19 protein-coding genes are annotated in these 17,680 nt (G+C 41.8%); 12 read left to right on the top strand and 7 right to left on the bottom strand.

Annotated elements, in window-relative coordinates:
- Window positions 1–70 precede the first annotated feature (70 nt).
- The 8 genes from gspG to AAEY93_RS14255 are packed head-to-tail and all read left to right on the top strand — an operon-like array spanning window position 71 to window position 5,625.
- Window positions 71–505: a type II secretion system major pseudopilin GspG gene (gspG, locus tag AAEY93_RS14290; RefSeq protein WP_101033643.1), complete on the top strand. Its 435-nt coding sequence runs from the start codon at window positions 71–73 to the stop codon at window positions 503–505.
- Between the two features lies 1 nt (window position 506).
- On the top strand, window positions 507–1,079 hold the full coding sequence (gspH, locus tag AAEY93_RS14285) for a type II secretion system minor pseudopilin GspH (protein ID WP_101033644.1): 573 nt from the start codon (window positions 507–509) through the stop codon (window positions 1,077–1,079).
- On the top strand, window positions 1,072–1,479 hold the full coding sequence (gene gspI, locus AAEY93_RS14280) for a type II secretion system minor pseudopilin GspI (protein ID WP_232772114.1): 408 nt from the start codon (window positions 1,072–1,074) through the stop codon (window positions 1,477–1,479). The genes gspH and gspI overlap by 8 nt, the downstream gene beginning before the upstream one ends.
- Window positions 1,460–2,134 carry a type II secretion system minor pseudopilin GspJ gene (gene gspJ, locus AAEY93_RS14275; RefSeq protein WP_101033646.1) on the top strand — a complete coding sequence of 225 codons (675 nt, stop codon included), beginning with the start codon at window positions 1,460–1,462 and terminating at the stop codon, window positions 2,132–2,134. The genes gspI and gspJ overlap by 20 nt, the downstream gene beginning before the upstream one ends.
- A complete protein-coding gene (gene gspK / locus AAEY93_RS14270; RefSeq protein ID WP_101033648.1) occupies window positions 2,134–3,120 on the top strand; it encodes a type II secretion system minor pseudopilin GspK in 987 nt (328 codons plus the stop codon). The genes gspJ and gspK overlap by 1 nt, the downstream gene beginning before the upstream one ends.
- Window positions 3,121–3,170: 50 nt before the next feature.
- Entirely contained in the window at window positions 3,171–4,376 is a 1,206-nt protein-coding gene (gene gspL / locus AAEY93_RS14265) for a type II secretion system protein GspL (protein ID WP_101033650.1), read from the top strand.
- A gap of 1 nt (window position 4,377) precedes the next feature.
- Complete coding sequence (locus AAEY93_RS14260; protein WP_101033652.1) at window positions 4,378–4,854, top strand: type II secretion system protein M; 477 nt, start codon at window positions 4,378–4,380, stop codon at window positions 4,852–4,854.
- Window positions 4,855–4,863: 9 nt separating this feature from the next.
- Window positions 4,864–5,625 carry a type II secretion system protein N gene (locus tag AAEY93_RS14255; RefSeq protein WP_124012994.1) on the top strand — a complete coding sequence of 254 codons (762 nt, stop codon included), beginning with the start codon at window positions 4,864–4,866 and terminating at the stop codon, window positions 5,623–5,625.
- A gap of 179 nt (window positions 5,626–5,804) precedes the next feature.
- Here the strand turns inward: AAEY93_RS14255 and yrfG are convergent, their stop codons facing one another.
- Window positions 5,805–6,470, bottom strand: a complete 666-nt coding sequence (gene yrfG, locus AAEY93_RS14250; protein ID WP_124012995.1) for a GMP/IMP nucleotidase — start codon at window positions 6,468–6,470, stop codon at window positions 5,805–5,807.
- 77 nt (window positions 6,471–6,547) lie between these two features.
- On the opposite strand from yrfG, the gene nudE reads away from it, so the two are divergent.
- Together nudE and cysQ are read left to right on the top strand one after the other, a co-directional pair.
- On the top strand, window positions 6,548–7,135 hold the full coding sequence (gene nudE, locus AAEY93_RS14245; protein WP_101033658.1) for an ADP compounds hydrolase NudE: 588 nt from the start codon (window positions 6,548–6,550) through the stop codon (window positions 7,133–7,135).
- A gap of 116 nt (window positions 7,136–7,251) precedes the next feature.
- Window positions 7,252–8,061: a 3'(2'),5'-bisphosphate nucleotidase CysQ gene (cysQ, locus tag AAEY93_RS14240; protein ID WP_101033660.1), complete on the top strand. Its 810-nt coding sequence runs from the start codon at window positions 7,252–7,254 to the stop codon at window positions 8,059–8,061.
- 282 nt (window positions 8,062–8,343) lie between these two features.
- Here the strand turns inward: cysQ and AAEY93_RS14235 are convergent, their stop codons facing one another.
- The 4 genes from AAEY93_RS14235 to AAEY93_RS14220 all read right to left on the bottom strand — a co-directional run bounded on the left by AAEY93_RS14235 (window position 8,344) and on the right by AAEY93_RS14220 (window position 13,796).
- Complete coding sequence (locus AAEY93_RS14235) at window positions 8,344–9,663, bottom strand: IS4 family transposase (RefSeq protein ID WP_124012472.1); 1,320 nt, start codon at window positions 9,661–9,663, stop codon at window positions 8,344–8,346.
- A gap of 110 nt (window positions 9,664–9,773) precedes the next feature.
- Window positions 9,774–10,874 carry a tRNA 2-selenouridine(34) synthase MnmH gene (gene mnmH / locus AAEY93_RS14230; RefSeq protein ID WP_124012996.1) on the bottom strand — a complete coding sequence of 367 codons (1,101 nt, stop codon included), beginning with the start codon at window positions 10,872–10,874 and terminating at the stop codon, window positions 9,774–9,776.
- Window positions 10,874–11,929, bottom strand: a complete 1,056-nt coding sequence (gene selD / locus AAEY93_RS14225; protein WP_124012997.1) for a selenide, water dikinase SelD — start codon at window positions 11,927–11,929, stop codon at window positions 10,874–10,876. The genes mnmH and selD overlap by 1 nt, the downstream gene beginning before the upstream one ends.
- A gap of 757 nt (window positions 11,930–12,686) precedes the next feature.
- Window positions 12,687–13,796 carry an acyl-CoA desaturase gene (locus AAEY93_RS14220; protein WP_101033666.1) on the bottom strand — a complete coding sequence of 370 codons (1,110 nt, stop codon included), beginning with the start codon at window positions 13,794–13,796 and terminating at the stop codon, window positions 12,687–12,689.
- 156 nt (window positions 13,797–13,952) lie between these two features.
- Here AAEY93_RS14220 and fabR point away from each other — a divergent pair, with 156 nt between their 5' ends.
- On the top strand, window positions 13,953–14,570 hold the full coding sequence (gene fabR, locus AAEY93_RS14215) for an HTH-type transcriptional repressor FabR (protein ID WP_101033668.1): 618 nt from the start codon (window positions 13,953–13,955) through the stop codon (window positions 14,568–14,570).
- 64 nt (window positions 14,571–14,634) lie between these two features.
- Here fabR and trmA read toward each other — a convergent pair whose 3' ends face one another.
- On the bottom strand, window positions 14,635–15,732 hold the full coding sequence (gene trmA / locus AAEY93_RS14210; RefSeq protein ID WP_351077755.1) for a tRNA (uridine(54)-C5)-methyltransferase TrmA: 1,098 nt from the start codon (window positions 15,730–15,732) through the stop codon (window positions 14,635–14,637).
- 129 nt (window positions 15,733–15,861) lie between these two features.
- Here trmA and murI point away from each other — a divergent pair, with 129 nt between their 5' ends.
- The gene (murI, locus tag AAEY93_RS14205) at window positions 15,862–16,641 is read left to right on the top strand and encodes a glutamate racemase (protein WP_101033673.1); all 780 of its coding nucleotides are present in this window, start codon (window positions 15,862–15,864) and stop codon (window positions 16,639–16,641) included.
- A 42-nt stretch (window positions 16,642–16,683) separates the two neighbouring features.
- Here murI and AAEY93_RS14200 read toward each other — a convergent pair whose 3' ends face one another.
- A complete protein-coding gene (locus AAEY93_RS14200) occupies window positions 16,684–17,127 on the bottom strand; it encodes an RNA recognition motif domain-containing protein (RefSeq protein WP_101033675.1) in 444 nt (147 codons plus the stop codon).
- Window positions 17,128–17,680 lie beyond the last annotated feature (553 nt).

The following is a 17,680-nucleotide window of genomic DNA, read 5'->3' as shown; positions in this document are numbered from 1 at the left end:
AACATGTAACCAAGCGTAAGAGCTGATTTTTACGCTTGAATATAGAGACAATTTTTAGAGGAAGTAAGCAATGCAACATAATAATATGCAACGAGGTTTCACCTTACTCGAAGTAATGGTAGTAATTGTTATTTTAGGTATTTTAGCGTCAATGGTTGTGCCCAATCTCATGGGTAATAAAGACAAAGCCGACCAACAAAAAGCCATATCAGATATTGTTGCGCTAGAAAATGCATTGGACATGTATAAGTTAGATAACAGTATTTATCCAACGACGGAACAAGGTCTTGATGCGTTAGTGCAAAAGCCTAACTCGTCACCAGAGCCGCGTAATTTCCGTGAAGGTGGTTATGTTAAGCGTCTACCTCAAGACCCATGGCGCAGTGACTATTTACTCTTAAGCCCTGGTGAATATGGAAAGATTGATATTTTCAGTGCAGGCCCAGACGGACAACCAGGTTCTGAAGATGATATCGGAAGCTGGAATTTACAAGATTTTCAATAAAATGATTCAACATCGTCAAGCCGGCTTCACCTTACTTGAGGTGTTGATCGTGGCATTGCTCATGGGGTTGGTGGCCTCAGCGGTAACCTTATCTATGAATGTTGCTGGGCCGGAACAGATGCTCAAAAAACCAGCGCGACGTTTTATCGCCGCGACTGAGATGGTGCTTGATGAAAGTGTGTTAAGCGGCCAGTTTATTGGTATTGTGATTGACGAAGATCAATATGAGTTTGTGTTTTATCAAGAAGGTAAATGGATGCCTGTTGAGCAAGATCGGCTATTATCGGCCGAAAAAATGGATGCCGGTATTACCTTAGATATTGTGATCGATGGTATGCCATTAGTTCAAGAAGACGAGCAAAATGAGTCTTGGTTTGATGAGCCTTTTATCGACGAAAAGAGCGAAGAAGAAAAAAAGAAACACCCTGAACCGCAAATATTATTGTTTCCCAGCGGTGAGATGACACCATTTGAGCTGGGTTTTAATATGATAAATGACGACAGTCAGCCGGTCAATGTACTGGTTGTTGGTGACGCGTTAGGCCGCTTAACATTAGGGCGTGTAGATGAATAAAGTAGCCTTCAATCGACACCCTATTCACATGCGCGGTAAAAGCCGTGGCATGACCTTACTTGAGGTGATAGTTGCTTTAGCGGTATTTTCAATTGCTGCGGTATCGGTGACAAAAAGCTTGAGTGAGATCATGGCTAATATGCCCATTTTAGAAGAACGAACTTTAGCGCAATGGGTGGCCAGTAACCAAATGGTCGACGTGCGATTGCCTGGTACCTTTCCTGATATAGGCCAAAAAACAGGTCAGTCAGAACTCGCAGGCCGTGAATGGTATTGGCGCCAAGAAGTGATTAAGACGACAGATGATAAATTTAGGATGATCCGTATTAGCGTCAGTGACGATGATAAATTTAACCGTGTGGCTGCTCAGGTAAATAGTTATGTGCATAACAAAGGTTAAGCATTTAAGCGGTTTTACCTTACTCGAAATGCTTATCGCGATTGCAATTTTTGCCATGTTGGGTATTGCGGCTAACTCAATATTATCGACGGTGATGAAAAATGATGAAGTCACCAAAGAGTTCGCTGATCGGCTTAAGTCATTACAACAGGGTTTTGGTGCGTTAGAACGCGATTTGGGCCAAATGGTCGCGCGTACACCCAGGTTAATTGACGGCCGCGGCAGTCAATTTTTTCAAGTGGGTGGCAATATTCTCGACTCAGAGACCGAAGCATTGATGTTTTACCGTTTAGGTTGGTTAAACCCTGATGGTATGTTACCCAGAGGCAGTTTGCAGTCGGTGGCCTATGTGGTCCAAAATGGCCGATTAGAACGCTGGTATTATCCTTATCCAGAGCCAATATCAGGAGCCGAACCATTAAAAAGTGTCGTGATTGACCATGTCTTATCGATTGAATATTCGTTTTATATGGATGATAAATGGCAGAAGAATGTTGATGGAACTGTGATGCCAAAAGGGATCGCGATGGAAATAGAGTTAGAGGGTTTGGGTAAAATCCAACGTCGATTTTTATTACCTAAAGGTGCTCCAGCGACCAAGTCTACAGCGGACGATGATAAGCAAGGCAATAACAACAACGGCGGGTCAGTATAATGGGCGGCCAAAAGCAACGAGGTGTTGCGTTAATTGTGGTGATGTTGATTGTCGCTATGGTAGTGATTATTGCTACCAACATTAGCAGCCGTAATCAGCTTTCAATGCGCCGAACGCTTAATTTAGCCCAATATGACCAGGCTTACTGGTATGCTCTTTCTGCGGAAGAATTGGCGATGAAAGTACTCAAGCAAGATTTTGAAGACTCAGAAGGGACGGTACATTTACAGCAGTACTGGGCCTTAGCCAATGTCGCTTTTCCGGCCGAATATGGTGAAATTGTTGGTGAAGTACAAGATATGCGGGCTTGCTTTAATGTTAATGCCGTTGGGCAAGCTTCAACCCAGACCGATAATGGTCAGCCCAAAATGACGGTAGCAGCAAGACAGTTCCAAGCGCTACTGATCAGTTTAGGGGTAGGTGATTTTGGTGCAGAGAAACTCACTTATACCCTTAAAGATTATATCGACCAAGACACGTTATCTGCACCATATGGGGCTGAAGATGCTGAATATGAGTCGCGTAATGTGCCATATCGTGCCGCCAATACCTTGATGCAGCATCGCAGTGAGTTACGCGCAGTATTAGGGTTTAGCCAAGATGTTTATCTGAATCTTTCACCTTATGTGTGTGCAATACCCGGTGAAGATAGCCAGTTATTGAATGTGAATACCATTAAGGTTGAGCAGGCCGCTTTACTTGCTGGGATGCTTGAAAATAAAATTTCAGTGAGTGAAGCTGAAAACATTATCAATAATCGTCCCGCGGATGGGTATGAAAAAATTGAAGAGTTTTGGGAAAGTTCGTCACTGAGTGGCATCAATTCCGAAGCGAATGCAAAGTCGAGTTTTGTCGTTGATAGTCAGTACTTTTTATTGAAATCTGGTGCTAAAGTAGATAACGCATTATTTCGAATGGAAAGCGTACTTAAGCGCAATGGTAACAATTTAGATGTGCTCACCCGTCAGTATGGTGGCCAACAATAATAACAAATTCATTGCGTAACAATGCGTATTGAGATCGGTGGAGAATAACAGTGTCTGAACGGCTATTTATCCGGTTAGGAAAAACATCAGAACACCCATGTTCATGGCTGGTATGGTCTGAACAAGCGCAAGAAATTATCGCTTCTGGTGAGTTAGCTGATGCCGCTAGCCTCAGCAGTTTAGCTGAGCGTGCGGGTAATCGTCCTGTTGATGTACTTGTGCCTGCGGCCAATATGACATTGACACAAATTATGTTACCCGAAAAAGGCCAACGCCAAGCATTAAAGGCGTTGCCATACATGCTGGAGGAATCATTAGCGACGAATGTAGACAATATGCATTTTGTGGTTGGTCCTCGCGAAGGTGAGCAACTTAATGTGGCTGCTGTAGCGCATGAGCAAATGCAACTATGGCTTGAATGGCTGCATCACGCAGGCTTGAAAGTGAAACGAATTGTGCCAGATTGTTTGGCATTACCGTTAGATCAATGTCGCTGGGCAGCAATGAGTGTCGGCAGCGAATATTTAATCAGAACCTCGGAAGGGGGCGGTGTCAGTTTACCTAAAGCATGGTCTGCAATTGCATTACCACGGCTATTGTCTCAAGTGGTGCAGACCAATGATGACCCTATTAGCATGGCCAGTTATAGCGACGATATCGATTTTTCTGGGGTACAAGTTGAATCTAAGCCGTTAGATTTACCTATGATGGTATTAGCAAAGGGCATTTTAAATGCGCCGATTAATTTATTAAGCGGTGTATATAAGCCCAAGAGTGAATACAGCAAACAGTTATTCATTTGGAAAAATGCTGCGATAGTGATCATGCTTGCCATAGTATTAGCGTTAGTCAATAAAGGTTTGGCAATACATCAACTCAACAACCGCACTGCAGAATTACAAGCCCAAAGTGAAGTCATTTTTAAGCTGTCGTTGCCCGCGGTTAATCGCATTGTCAATATGCGCTCACAAATGGACAGTCAGTTACGCAGTATGCAAGGTCAAGGTGGTGGTGCAGTATTTTTTGAAATGTTAGACAACCTTAAACCTGCATTTAGCAAGGTGCCAGAGTTAAAACCCAATACATTGCGTTTTGAAGCCAATCGTAATGAATTACGCATGCAAGTGACGGCAAAAACCTATGGCCAAATTGAAGAGTTTAAAGCGTTTGTCGCCAAAGACTACCAACTAGATGGTGGTGCCATGAACAGTAGCGAAGACAGCGTCACCAGTACGCTGACGTTAAGGATTAAATAACATGGAAAATATGCGTATTTGGTGGCAAAGTTTAGCTATTAGAGAGCAACAGCTGGTTGGTTTTTGTGCCGTGGTACTTGTCATTGGTATTGTTTATTGGGGTATTTGGGCACCTATATCTAATGCTCAAGAAGCCGCCGAGCGCGATAACATCGCCGCACAGAAAACGTTAAATTATGTTAAACAAAGCGCGAATAAAATAACGGGTCTAAAACAAGCTGGTGCGCAAGCGAAAGTACCTGGAAGTTTAAGCTCTATCGTCAACCAAACCGCGGGACAATATCAATTAGAAATCACCCGTATGCAGCCGCAAGGCGATAAGATCCAACTCTGGATGGATGATGTGCCATTCGACGCACTCCTGGGTTATTTACATGACTTAGTGACGCAGAAAGGATTAACACTGGACAGTGTTGATTTAACGGAATCAGACGTTGCTGGCTTTGTAAAAGTAAGACGTATTCAGCTTTCACAGTAAGGGTTTTTTGTGAGTTTATTTTCAAAAATAGTCATTGGCGTCATTATCTATATGATGTTTTTATTGGTATATTTACCTGCAAATTGGTTAGTCAGTATTGCCCCATTGCCAAATAATATGGTGATAAGTGGTGCTGAAGGTACACTTTGGCAGGGGAAAGCGGCCTTAATCACGATTGATCAACGACAGATAGAACGGGTTAGTTGGACGTTAAGCCCGTGGGGATTATTTGTTGGTCAAGCCAATATCGATTTTAATGTCGGTAATCGTGCCACGCCAGTCAGCGGTAAAGGCAGTCTTAGCTGGTCATTATCTGGGATGAGCGCGAAAAATATTCGTCTTGATCTACAAGATAGCTTTATACTAGCGGGTGCTCGCTTACCTTTTAAAACCCAAATTGACGGTGATGTGAGCATAATGGTTGAAGTCTTAAAGCAAGGTAAACCATGGTGCGAACAATTACACGGTAAATTATTTGTAAATCACACTAATGTCAAAAATCAATTTGGGGTATACCCTTTGGGCAATATCACATTGGGATTGAGTTGTCTTGACGGGCAATTACAACTGGCCACTGATGAAACGCAAAACGTATTGGGCTTAACGGGGACAGCTATTTTAGGCGAATCAAACTTGGTTAAGGTCAGTGCTAAAATTAAACCGACAGATGCTCAACCTAAGGATTTACGTGAGGCGTTACCATTTTTAGGTCGACAAGATACTCAAGGGTATTATCCAATTAACTATCAAGGTGTTGTGCCTGGTTTGTAATACCTATAAAGAGATTAATAAAAACGCCTTGATACCAATATCAAGGCGTTTTTATATCATTCACATTTGATTCAGCAATGCTAGCTTAACTATAATGGCCACGCTTAAAAATCAATCGCTACTCGGCGGTCATTCAACTTAACTTCAATCCCTTCGTTGTTTCTATGGCGACAATATTGCTAAATGGCTTGAAGTGTCTGTAATAGTAGGTGGTAATCGGTAATCGCTGGGAAATTGGCAAATTCAAGCTGAGGTTTTTGGCTATCTGGATTCTTTATTCCGAGTTGATAACCTACCCCCGCTTTTTTTGATGCCGCTAAAATGACTTCGCTGTCATCAATAAATAAACACCTCGACGGATCTACGTTAAATTTATTAAATGCATATTGCCAAAATTGTGGATGCTCTTTGGGATAGCCGCTTTCATGGCTCGATAGCATGTCGTCTAAACCATCGGCTAAGTTGGTATGGGTTAACTTAAGGGCTAAACTTTGTGGGTGAGCATTAGTAAACAAGATGCGTTGCTTATTTGCCCCAGCTAATGCCTGTAAAAAAGGCATGCTGTCTTGGCGAAGCTTAATCCTGTCCGCCGATGCATGGTGTAATGCCAAAATATCGAGTTTTAAATGGCGTTGCCAGTAATCAAGACAATACCAATCTAAGGTGCCGACCACATCATAGCAAGCTTGTTTAGCTAATTTATTGGCTTCATCCAAGCTTATTTGCCTCTGTATGCTTAATTGTTCAGGCACTATATGCAACCAAAAGTGGTTATCAAAATGAAGATCAAGCAAGGTGCCATCCATGTCGAGTAGGACTGTATCTATTTTATACCAAGGAAACATGTAAATTCCGGTTGTAGAATATACCTAGAATAGTAAGATTGTACCTTGTCTATATTAATTCGTCACATGGGGCTTCAATGACACAGCGGCATAAAAAGCCGGAGATCCTGCATACCGAAATTGTTGCTAAAAGCCGACTGTTTCAAATCGAGCAGGTACACCTTAAGTTTTCTAATGGCGTAGAACGTCAATATGAAAGAATGAAAGGCGGTAGCAGGGGGGCTGTGATGATGGTGCCTATTCATCAAGGTAATTTGTTATTAGCCAGTGAATATGCCGCTGGCACCGATAATTACGAACTGGGTTTTCCTAAAGGATTGATTGATCCTGGTGAAACAGCGATTGAAGCAGCCAATAGAGAGCTCCAAGAAGAAATTGGTTTTGGTAGTTATCAATTGACTCATTTAAAAGAGCTATCACTTGCGCCTGGTTACTTTTCCAGCAAAATGCATATTTTTGTGGCCGAAAAACTGTATCCCAGTCGTTTGGAAGGTGATGAGCCAGAGCCGATCGACGTGATCCCTTGGCCATTATCTGATTGGCAGTTATTACTCGATAATGTCGACTTTTCTGAGTCTCGCAGTGTGAGTGCGCTTTTTTTAACTCAGCAATATCTGAGTACATCAACGGATAGTCTTAAACGTGAGCTAAACGATGTAGAATAGATAAATTACTCGGCGTATTGTGTTAGCCATAGAACAGCAACATAGAATAGGCGATAGCCTTGTTTATTGGTGTCCTTGTCAGGTCATCTTTCTCGAATCCAGCAATTGGAGTAGTAATGAAGCCAGAAGATGTAATTGAGCAAGTCATAGACATTGCAACGGAAGCTGGGCAAACAATTCGTGACATTTACCTTAAAGGTAACTTTAAACGCGAAATGAAGGCAGACAATACCCCGGTGACGTCTGCCGATTTAGCTGCGCACGACATTATTTGCCGTCAGTTAGCTGAGCTAACGCCTGATATTCCTATTTTAAGTGAGGAGGCGGCGGATATTCCATTAAGTGTGCGTGAAACATGGAAACGCTATTGGTTAGTCGATCCATTAGATGGTACTGGTGAGTTTATTGCGGGCAGTGGTGATTTTTCAGTCATTATTGCCTTGGTTGAACATAATCGTCCTATCATGGGTGTGGTTTATGTGCCGATGACGAAAGTGTGTTACTACGCGATCGCGGGGTTAGGAGCTTATAAGCGTGATGGTAAGAATGAGCTACGCATTACCAGTAAACAATTAACCGGTGATGAACCAGAGCATTTGCGTTTAGCGGTCAGTCGTCGTCAAGACCCGCAATCGGTATTAAAGCTGCTTAATAAACCCAATCATTGTGAGTTAGTGGTGATGGGAGGCGCTGCATTAAAGAGTTGTTTAGTGGCCGAAGGGCGTGCAGATTGCTATGTCCGCTTAGGGCCAACTGGTGAGTGGGATACGGGCGCGGCGCAGATCATTATTGAAGAAGCGGGTGGGGCACTGATTGATATTAATTTGCAGCCTATGACCTACAATGAGCGTGAAACGCTCGAAAATCCTAATTTCATTGTGGTCGGCAGTACCAATCTCCCGTGGGATATGTTGCTAACAAATTGATTAATAGTTATTTTACTTGTTTTGAATTAATGGTTCTGTTTGTCTGTTTTTTAGTCGACGGCTGATTTTGACTCATTTTATGGGTTGAGATTAGCTAATATGTCTACCTGAAACTAGGATGGCGCTTTACTTGATAGCATTAGCTAACCAATGGCGAGTTGCTTTATTGCCAGCATAGATATTGCTTGGGCTACTATGGCAGGTAAGGGTTAATTTTAATGCCGAAGACCATGAGATCCCAAAAAACGCCACTCATTTGAGTTAATGCTATTCGGATAAGCACTATTGTTTATATCTAAGTGGATAGCGACTGGGTATGTAGAGCACTGAGCGTGGATACGTTCGGTGCTTTCTTTTATCTGGCAGGATAAAGTGTTTTATATCGGCTCGCATTTGCTTCAGTTTCGCTGGCAGCTTTCCATCTGGTGATAAAGCAAGCCACCTTAATTGTGTATCTATCAAGCTTATTGCAGCGGTAAAACTGATACGGGTTGGCGCGACCTTAGCTTCCTTTGCTATCGCTGTCATTTCTAAACGAACCAGATTATAAGCGATAAGCACTCCCCACAATTCTTGCTTAACACCTTCAACAAATTTGCTCCGTAACGTCACCTTGCTTTGCAGCTGGGTTTGCTTAAGTTCGCCATATCCTTCTTCTATTTCCCAGCGTTGCCAGTAGATATTTAGCAGCTTGTCCAGCGGATACTGAACAGGGTCAATCAATGAGGTGACAAATCCTTTTATTTCACCTTTTGGCTCTTGATAAGCGATAAAACGGGCGCGCCATGTTTCAGGGAGCTCCGGATTTTTCTTTCTCGCCTGTGGGGAGACGGGCATATCAATGAGCAAGTCATTATTCGCAAACTCTTCGACTACCTCGTAGCGCATCTTTGACTTTACGGGTGTCAGCCAATGTCGCTGTACTCCAGAGCTTTGCCAGTTTACTAATAAGTCAGCAGAGAAATAACAACGGTCAAATAGGGTTAAGGAATTATCAGGGGTATCTTGAACTAAACGCTGTGCGAGCGTGACCTCTCCTACGTGGCAGCCATCAAAGGCAGCACCTAATACCATTCTGGTTTCAGTCGATATAAGGCTGACTAATCGAAGTTGAGGATAGGGTTTGTGTGTGTTTGAAATAAAACCAAACTCATTGGCATTTTCTTCAGAATCTTGGCAACGAAACACGGTTCCATCAACGGCAAGGGTGGTAAGCCCTAGCGCGTTATTCTCCCCCAACGCTTGCTCAAGCCAAGCTGAGACAGTGGATTTAAATAAGTACGACATAGGCGCTTCACCTAAGCGTCGTCGGCAATCCGTCAATACACTCGGCGCTACGCGAGACCAAGTTGAGTCTCCAGATTGAAGTGCAATATCCATCGAGCTACAGACTTCTTTGATGGACTGGTTACGAATTAACCCCATCCAGAGTACTAGCCAGACTGCCTGCTGGGCAGGCAGACGGCGATTACGGATACTCGCCTTGTTAGCTGAAAGGAGTGATTGTTCGATCCAATCTGAATCAATCGCCTCCATTACAGAACCGTAAGACCCGCTTTCTTCAACAGACTCATGAACTAACTCAAGCTCTTGCACAAACATAAAAAATCCCCACCAGAATACTGGTAGGGATTATCTTTCATCTGCAGGATCGGTCAAGTGCTCTTAAACGATCGGCATTGCTCATCTAGAGGGCATTTTTTTGAAATGACTTATGACTTGTGAGTATCTAGCCATTGGTGTATCGCTTGCCTACTCCCTTGGAAGACAACCCTGTCATTTTTCTTTTCAAGTTGGTATTGGTACATCGGGTCATAGTAAATATCGAGTAACAGGTTTATCCAGTCTAGATGTTTACTGGTATCATTTTGGCTTTGTTGTACCTCAAGTGCATCGTCAACCAAGTCCTGTAATTGCTGATGTTGTTTACCGCCTAAGCGTTTACGGATCCCCAATAAACTTTGAGTCAAATAAGCTCTAAATGCATCAAAACCATCATGCTCACCAAAGTGAGACACATAATCAGCGAGTTTTTGTTCAACATAATCATTCAATAAACGCGGTAAACGCGCATCTAATGGTTCATCGAGAACGATAATATCCGCTTGTTGCATGGCGTTGTAAAAATGATGAGGCAGGGCTGACCTGCCTATAAGCATACTTTCATCTTCTAACAGTAAATGGCTATGTTGCTGTTGTTGATGCTTCAGTAATGCCACACCTAAGTTATTTTCGAAGTTAATTTGACTGGGTTGTGGATCGATATTTTTGCCAAAGCTTGATCCCCGATGATTGGCAATGCCTTCAAGATCGACGGACTCATCACGTTGGTTGATAACTTCCGTTTTACCACTGCCTGTTATGCCACTTAAAATGAGCACTTTAGATTGATTGGGTGCCTGCTCGATAGTATTGATTAAAAAATTACGCATGGCTTTATAACCCCCTTCAATATATGGGATATTTATGCCAGATTCTTTAATCCATTGCTGTGATAACGTTGAACGTAAACCACCACGAAAACAATATAAATAACTATCAGGATGTTGTGACAACTGAGCGAGCCAAGCATCTATACGTTGTTGCTTAACGGGACCATTTACTAACCTATGACCTAACGCTATGGCAGCATCTTGGCCATTTTGTTTATAACATGTTCCTACTTTTTGGCGTTCACTATCTTGCATTAACGGTAAATTAATCGAGTGACTAAATGCACCTTTGGAAAATTCAATGGGTGCTCTGACATCTATTAACGGACGATTTTCTAATAATAGTCTGCCATATTCTGAGCTGGGAATGACGTCACTCATTAGCTTAATTCCATAAGGATATCGTATCCGTCAGCGCGAGGTTCATATTCATGGAGGGTACCGATACAAGTTGCGGCAATACCATTGGTTTCCAATAATACTTTCAGTTCATTTTCAGCCTCTGCACTCACAGAAACTAACAATCCGCCGCTGGTTTGTGGATCGCAGATAATGGCTTTCTGTTCATCGGTTAATGGCGGTAAATACTCGCTATAACTGTCAAAATTACGATGGGTACCGCCTGGGATACAACCTTGAGCGAGGTAATCACTGACTTTGGGTAACAAAGGAACTTGGGATAATATTAAATTCGCTTTAAGTTTTGCACCTTGGCACACTTCAATTAAGTGGCCAGCCAGTCCAAAACCAGTGACGTCAGTTAAGGCATTAACGCCAACAATTTTAGCGATATCAATACCAATCGTGTTGAGCTGACACATCGCATTAGGTGCAATTTGACTGTCTTCATCACGCAGTTTCTTTTGTTTCTGCGCAGTGGTAAGAATGCCAATTCCAATCGGTTTGGTGATATATAGGCGATCGTTAGCTTTAGCGGTGTTATTTTTCTTTACTTGCTCGAGCGGGATTTGTCCTGTCACGGCTAAACCAAAAATAGGTTCTGGGGCATCAATACTGTGACCGCCAGCCAGCATAATACCAGCATCGGCACAGGCTTGACGTCCACCATCAACCACTTTTTGGGCTATTTCTGCTGCTAATAGATTGATTGGCCAACCTAAAATAGCAATCGCCATAATAGGCGTTCCCCCCATGGCATATATGTCGCTAATGGCATTGGTTGCTGCAATTCGGCCAAAGGTAAATGGGTCATCCACAATGGGCATAAAAAAGTCAGTGGTACTGATAATGCCAGTTTGTTCATTCAGCTTATAGACGGCTGCATCGTCACGTGTTTGATTACCGACTAATAAGTTAGGATCAGTAAACACAGGGAGTTGTGACGCAAGAATGGTACTTAATACTTTTGGGGAAATTTTACAGCCGCAGCCTGCGCCATGGCTATATTCGGTGAGCTTAATTGTTTGATCAGGCATGGTAGTTGATTTATCGCTGGCGTATTGAGCAGCAATTATAATGTTTCTCAGTAAGAATATCTTGTATTTTACTCTGTCATTAACGTGACAGTGTCGAGAGTCGAGAATAAAAGATAATTATGAGCATTATTTTTATTTTGGTTGCGGCTAGTTTTTTAACCAATAGAGACCATATGACGGAGAGCCGACTATCGTGGTAAGGCGCAAAGAGCATACACATGAACACATAAAACAAATGGCGAGCGATGGTGATGACCCATTTAAAGCCGAGAACATCGATAAGCTAAGATTAATAAAATTGGCGAGTCAAATAGGTTAGGTATCAAGTACTTTGATTCATATATTGAGAAGCTACCACGATTTATTATTAGCGGTATCTGAACAGTCATTAGCGCAGTTAGCCACAACATTAACGTTAAAGATGAGTGATAATACACTGTTGAATACTCAGCAGACGGCGATACTATCCTGTTAGCCTCTGGAGTGAGGGGGTTAACTTTAGCCACAAGGGCGGGTACTTACCACTTTCCCTAAGGATTTTTGGTCTAAAGTGGCGCTGAGCATTGCCCCTTTTTCGATGGCAGTCAGACCAACTGCCAAATGTTGTAACAGCAAGTGCGCCCAACAATTTACCAAACCTCAACATGGGTTAAGAGCTGAGATTAATTAACTCTTTACTCGAACTCGTTGAGATTACTTAAAAAAAAGGTCACGCTATACGTAACCTTTTTTTATGCTATTTACGTATTATGACGTATTATGACGTATAAGCAGCCGTTAAGCTTTTCCAATTACGTTGTTGTTCAAGAAATTGGTTACGCAATAATTGTACTTGTTGTTTCAGATTGTGATCTGTAAGTTGCTTGCGTTTCGCCTCTAACAAGCTCTTTTTCGCTTGATAATAGTCGACTAAGTGTTGCTTCATCAGCTCATACTCTGCTTGAAATTTTTCGATTATTTCATCGCAGTTAGGTAAGTGCGCAACCTGATTCTGTGCTTGTAAAAGTTGCATCTGCAAACGTGCACTTTCAATGCGCTCTTGTGGCACTTTACGTAAATCACTGGCTAAACCAAACCAGTTCATTAGCTTGATTAACCATTTAGTTGGATCGTAGTCCCACCATTTTATTCCATTGCGGTAATCATTTTCGAAAATATGATGGAAGTTGTGATAACCCTCGCCATATGTCAGCAATGCTAAAAATGCATTATCTTTAGCGGTATTTTTATCTGTGTACGGTTGTTTGCCCCAGAGATGAGCCAATGAGTTTATGAAGAACGTACAGTGATGTACTACCACTAGACGCAATAAACCTGCCATAAGTACCATTGATAAAATATCGCCATTCAACCAGCCTATAAATGCTGGTAAACCTATATTCATTAAAATCACTAAGGCTAAGTAGTGCTTGTGTTGCCACATAACGATACGATCATTTTGTAAATCGCGGACGTTATTATAGTTACTATAGCGGCTTGCTTGATACTCGCGCAGCATCCAACCTATGTGGCTGTACCAAAATCCCATTTTGGCTGAATACGGATCTTTATCATTATTATCAACATGTTTGTGATGAACGCGGTGATCACTACACCAATGTAATGCACTGTTCTGTAGTGCTAACGCTCCGCCTAGTGCGTATAAAAAACGAACCGATGAGTGAGCTTTATAAGCTTTATGTGACCATAATCTGTGGTAACCCGCAGTAATCGATAGACCACTTGCGTAAGCGAAAATAACAAATGCAATCCATTCAATGCCATCAAAGCCATGGGTAAAACCACGCCAAGGGATTAACACCAGAGCACCAATAAAAGTAATGGCAAATAACAGGGTATTAAGCCAAATGATTGGAGGTTTTTTCATTTAGTAGGGTTCCAATAATAGGGATAAATAAGTTGAGCGTACAATTGTACGCTAATTTAACGTACAGAACTAGTCATGGTCAAGCTTAACAGGGCTGTGTTTCTGTTGTAAAAACGGTATTATCTGTGAATTAATATTGACTGAATGGATTAGTAAATGGGCGTAAGAGCACAACAAAAGGAAAAAACCCGCCGTGCATTAGTTGATGCTGCATTTAATCAACTCAGTGCCGAGCGTAGCTTTTCTAGCTTAAGTTTACGTGAAGTTGCACGTGAAGCTGGTATTGCGCCCACATCATTCTATCGCCATTTTAAAGATATGAACGAGCTTGGCTTAACCATGGTCGATGAAGGCGGATTAACCTTACGTCAAATGATGCGTAAAGGTCGTCAACGCGCAGAAGCCGGTGGTAGCGTGATCCGTATTTCTGTTGACACTTTTATGGAAGTGTTGGAATCAAACCCTAACGTATTTCGAATACTGTTACATGAACGTTCAGGTACCTCTGCCGCATTTAGAGCTGCAGTTGAGCGCGAAATTGAACACTTTATCTCTGAACTTGCTCATTACACTGAAGCACAAGCTAACCGCACACCTGTGTTAGCGCGCGCTCAAGCTGAAGCGCTGGTTATTTTGGTATTTAATGCGGGAGCATCGGCGTTGGATTCAAAACGTAGCGAACGTAGAGCGTTGGCCGACCAATTAGTATTGCAACTGCGGATGGTCGCTACTGGTGCTGAAGCGTTACAACATAAAATGGATAATAGAGCCTAATCAACTGCCTTTATAAACAAACAGTACGCTAATCATTAGCGCCCTGTTTGTTAGTTAATCTGCATTACTTACGTTCTAGTAATACGCCTGATTCCATGTGGTCTGTATAGGGGAATTGGTCAAATAGCGCAAAGCGAGTGATTTTATGTGTTTGGCCTAAGGTTAACAAATTGTCATTCAGTGTTTCTGGATTGCATGAAATATACAAAATCCGCTCATAACCTTGTATAAGCTTTAATGTTTCAGGGTCAATGCCTGCACGAGGCGGGTCAACAAAGATAGTATTGCAATCGTAACTGTCTAAGTCGATGCCTTCTAAACGTCTAAATTGACGCTTTTTCGCCATCGCATCACTAAAGTCTTCAGCAGACATACGAATAATTTGGACATTATTGACTTTATTAATATCGATATTGTACTGAGCGGCATCAACTGAAGGCTTGGCCAGTTCGGTTGCTAAAACGCGATTGAAATTTTGTGCCAATGCAATAGTAAAATTGCCGTTGCCACAGTACAATTCAAGTAAATCTCCTTGGCTGTTTTTAGTTGCATCAACGGCCCATTCTAACATTTTTACGGATACTTTAGCATTGGGCTGGGTAAAGCTATTTTCTATCTGCTTATAATGTAATCGTTGAGCGTTTACTGTAAGTGTTTCGGTAACATAGTCTTTATCTAAATCGATTTTCTGTTTGCGTGCTCGGCCAATAATACTGACATTAAATTGAGCAGATAATTTTGCCTTTAATTGAGTCGCATGTTCGCGCCATTCTTCATCAAGCTGACGGTGATATAACAAAGAGACCAATATCTCGCCACTTAACGTCGATAAAAAGTCAATTTGAAACAGCCTATAGCGTAACGCAGGATTGGGAGTTAATTCGGTGATTAATGCAGCCATCATTTGATTAATCATCAACCCCGCTGGCAAATATTGATCGCAACGCACTTTAGCATTCAATGCTTTATCAAACATGTAGTAATATAAGTCATCACCTTCATGCCACATTCTAAACTCAGCACGCATGCGATAATGCATAGGCTCAGAAGCAAAGACTTCAAGCTTTGGTGGATTGAAATCGGCAAAGGCCTGTTCTAGCTTGATGCGCTTTTGTTGTAATTGTGCATCGTAGTTTTTAGGATCCATTGCAGCTAAATTCATATCGACCACCTAAGACTGTAAAAAAGGGCGCAAATAGTATACTAAATGACGCTGATGTCTAGTATTACGCGCCTAAGTATAAAATGACATGACGATTAAAACTGAGCATATTCATATTTGGAGCCCCTATTGTCTGGACCTATTTTAGTATTTGATTCTGGTATCGGCGGATTGTCGGTCATGAATGAAATTAGAAAACAGCTGCCACAGCATGATTATTGCTATTTATTTGATAATGCCCGCTTGCCCTATGGCAACTTATCAGAGCAAGAGTTAATAGCTGGATGTGTTGCTCTGATCACCCATCATGCTCGACGTGTTAATGCCAGTATCGTGGTTGTTGCCTGCAATACCGCCAGTACTTTGGTATTGCCGCTATTACGCCAACAATTAACAATTCCTATCGTGGGTGTTGTTCCTGCCATAAAACCTGCTGCGATGTTATCGAAGAAAAAGCACATTGGTTTATTGGCTACGCCGGGCACAGTGAAACGAGATTACACTCAAGCGCTGATCAATCAGTTTGCTGGAAACTGCAAGGTCGAATTATTTGGTACGTCAGATTTAGTGTTACTTGCTGAGCAACATGTGGCGCGTCAGCAAATCGATAGAAATAAACTGAACGATATCTTATTTCCCATAGCGGCATCTAATATTGATGTACTGGTACTGGGCTGTACCCATTTCCCAATGATAGCGTCAGAAATTAGTTATTATCTTGGTGGCGGCGTAACACTATTAGATTCTGGGGAAGCAGTAGCAAAGCGAGTTAGGTTTTTACTGAGCAGAGACAATGATGGAAGTAAACAATTACAAGCGTGTTATACCAAGGATATTAGCGAAGGGCTTAAAGCAACATTAGTCGATTATGGTTTTGGTGATTTTTCGCTGGTAACCATAACCGACTAACAACACTGTTTAAATAGTGCTAAGAATCCTGCTCAATAACGATTAGCTATTTTCTGTATCAGATTCTTGTGATTTAGCTTCTCTTACCTTTAACGTGCGTTCTTGAAAGCTGTAGTCGTTTAATTTCGACATTGCCTTCTGTGCTCCCGCTTCAGACATCTCAACAAACCCAAATCCTTTACGGCGTCCTGTTTTACGGTCTCGTACTAGACGAACGGAGTTAACCGGTCCGTACTCACCGAACAATGCTTTTACTTCTCCCTCATGAACACGATAAGGCAAGTTGCCAACATACAGTGTCATAGTGGGACCTACATACGGTTCCTCTGTAGAATTTGAACCACTAGATGGCATAAAGGTGAAAATTAACGTCGCAACGACTACACCAGCAATAAACGCTACCGAAGATGGTGTGCCGCCAAACTGAGAAAAAACAAAAGCGCCAAGAAGCGCCGCAATCAAAACAATCACGAATGATTTCTGCATAAAATAATCTCTAATGAATAAAAAAATGATAAATAACTGTTAAATACTATTACATACTAATTAAAAATTACCAGATAAACCAGAGTACTGTTGAAAAATTGAGCTTGAAATCAACTTAAATATCAAAAATAAGTGTTTTGTGATTTAGGTGAAGACGGTTCTTTGAACAAAAAAGTTAAAAAAGAATCGATCTGACCAAAAGTTCGACATTCAAAACATTTCATCAATAAAAGCGCTTGCACTAAATCTCAAGCTGCCTATAATGCGCATCCACTGACACGGCATACAGCGAAAGCAGAAACCGGTTAGCGTTATTTACAACTACTTAATAGTGTTGATAACAGGCAAAAAGAAGTTTGAAAAAACACTTGACGCCATAAAGGGAATGCGTAAAATACGCATCCCAAGCCAATGACCTAGCGTCTTACGGCGATGCATGAAAGATAGCATCAACGCTCTTTAACAATTTATCAAGTAATCTGTGTGGACATTCACAGGTATTGAGTTATTCGAAATTGTCTTCTGTTCTTCGGAATGTTGGCAATCAAAAAAT

Source organism: Shewanella sp. CAL98-MNA-CIBAN-0140, from assembly GCF_040309905.1.
Taxonomy (GTDB): Bacteria; Pseudomonadota; Gammaproteobacteria; order Enterobacterales; family Shewanellaceae; genus Shewanella; species Shewanella psychromarinicola.
Note: the sequence above shows the minus strand (reverse complement) of the source record. Positions and strands in the feature narration are given on the sequence as shown.

Coding starts and splice junctions, on each gene's coding strand:
- gspG (WP_101033643.1), top strand. CDS start 71: ATGCAACATAATAATATGCAACGAGGTTTCACCTTACTCGAAGTAATG.
- gspH (WP_101033644.1), top strand. CDS start 507: ATGATTCAACATCGTCAAGCCGGCTTCACCTTACTTGAGGTGTTGATC.
- gspI (WP_232772114.1), top strand. CDS start 1,072: ATGAATAAAGTAGCCTTCAATCGACACCCTATTCACATGCGCGGTAAA.
- gspJ (WP_101033646.1), top strand. CDS start 1,460: ATGTGCATAACAAAGGTTAAGCATTTAAGCGGTTTTACCTTACTCGAA.
- gspK (WP_101033648.1), top strand. CDS start 2,134: ATGGGCGGCCAAAAGCAACGAGGTGTTGCGTTAATTGTGGTGATGTTG.
- AAEY93_RS14260 (WP_101033652.1), top strand. CDS start 4,378: ATGGAAAATATGCGTATTTGGTGGCAAAGTTTAGCTATTAGAGAGCAA.
- yrfG (WP_124012995.1), bottom strand. CDS start 6,470: ATGTTTCCTTGGTATAAAATAGATACAGTCCTACTCGACATGGATGGC.
- nudE (WP_101033658.1), top strand. CDS start 6,548: ATGACACAGCGGCATAAAAAGCCGGAGATCCTGCATACCGAAATTGTT.
- cysQ (WP_101033660.1), top strand. CDS start 7,252: ATGAAGCCAGAAGATGTAATTGAGCAAGTCATAGACATTGCAACGGAA.
- AAEY93_RS14235 (WP_124012472.1), bottom strand. CDS start 9,663: ATGTTTGTGCAAGAGCTTGAGTTAGTTCATGAGTCTGTTGAAGAAAGC.
- mnmH (WP_124012996.1), bottom strand. CDS start 10,874: ATGAGTGACGTCATTCCCAGCTCAGAATATGGCAGACTATTATTAGAA.
- selD (WP_124012997.1), bottom strand. CDS start 11,929: ATGCCTGATCAAACAATTAAGCTCACCGAATATAGCCATGGCGCAGGC.
- AAEY93_RS14220 (WP_101033666.1), bottom strand. CDS start 13,796: ATGAAAAAACCTCCAATCATTTGGCTTAATACCCTGTTATTTGCCATT.
- fabR (WP_101033668.1), top strand. CDS start 13,953: ATGGGCGTAAGAGCACAACAAAAGGAAAAAACCCGCCGTGCATTAGTT.
- trmA (WP_351077755.1), bottom strand. CDS start 15,732: ATGAATTTAGCTGCAATGGATCCTAAAAACTACGATGCACAATTACAA.
- AAEY93_RS14200 (WP_101033675.1), bottom strand. CDS start 17,127: ATGCAGAAATCATTCGTGATTGTTTTGATTGCGGCGCTTCTTGGCGCT.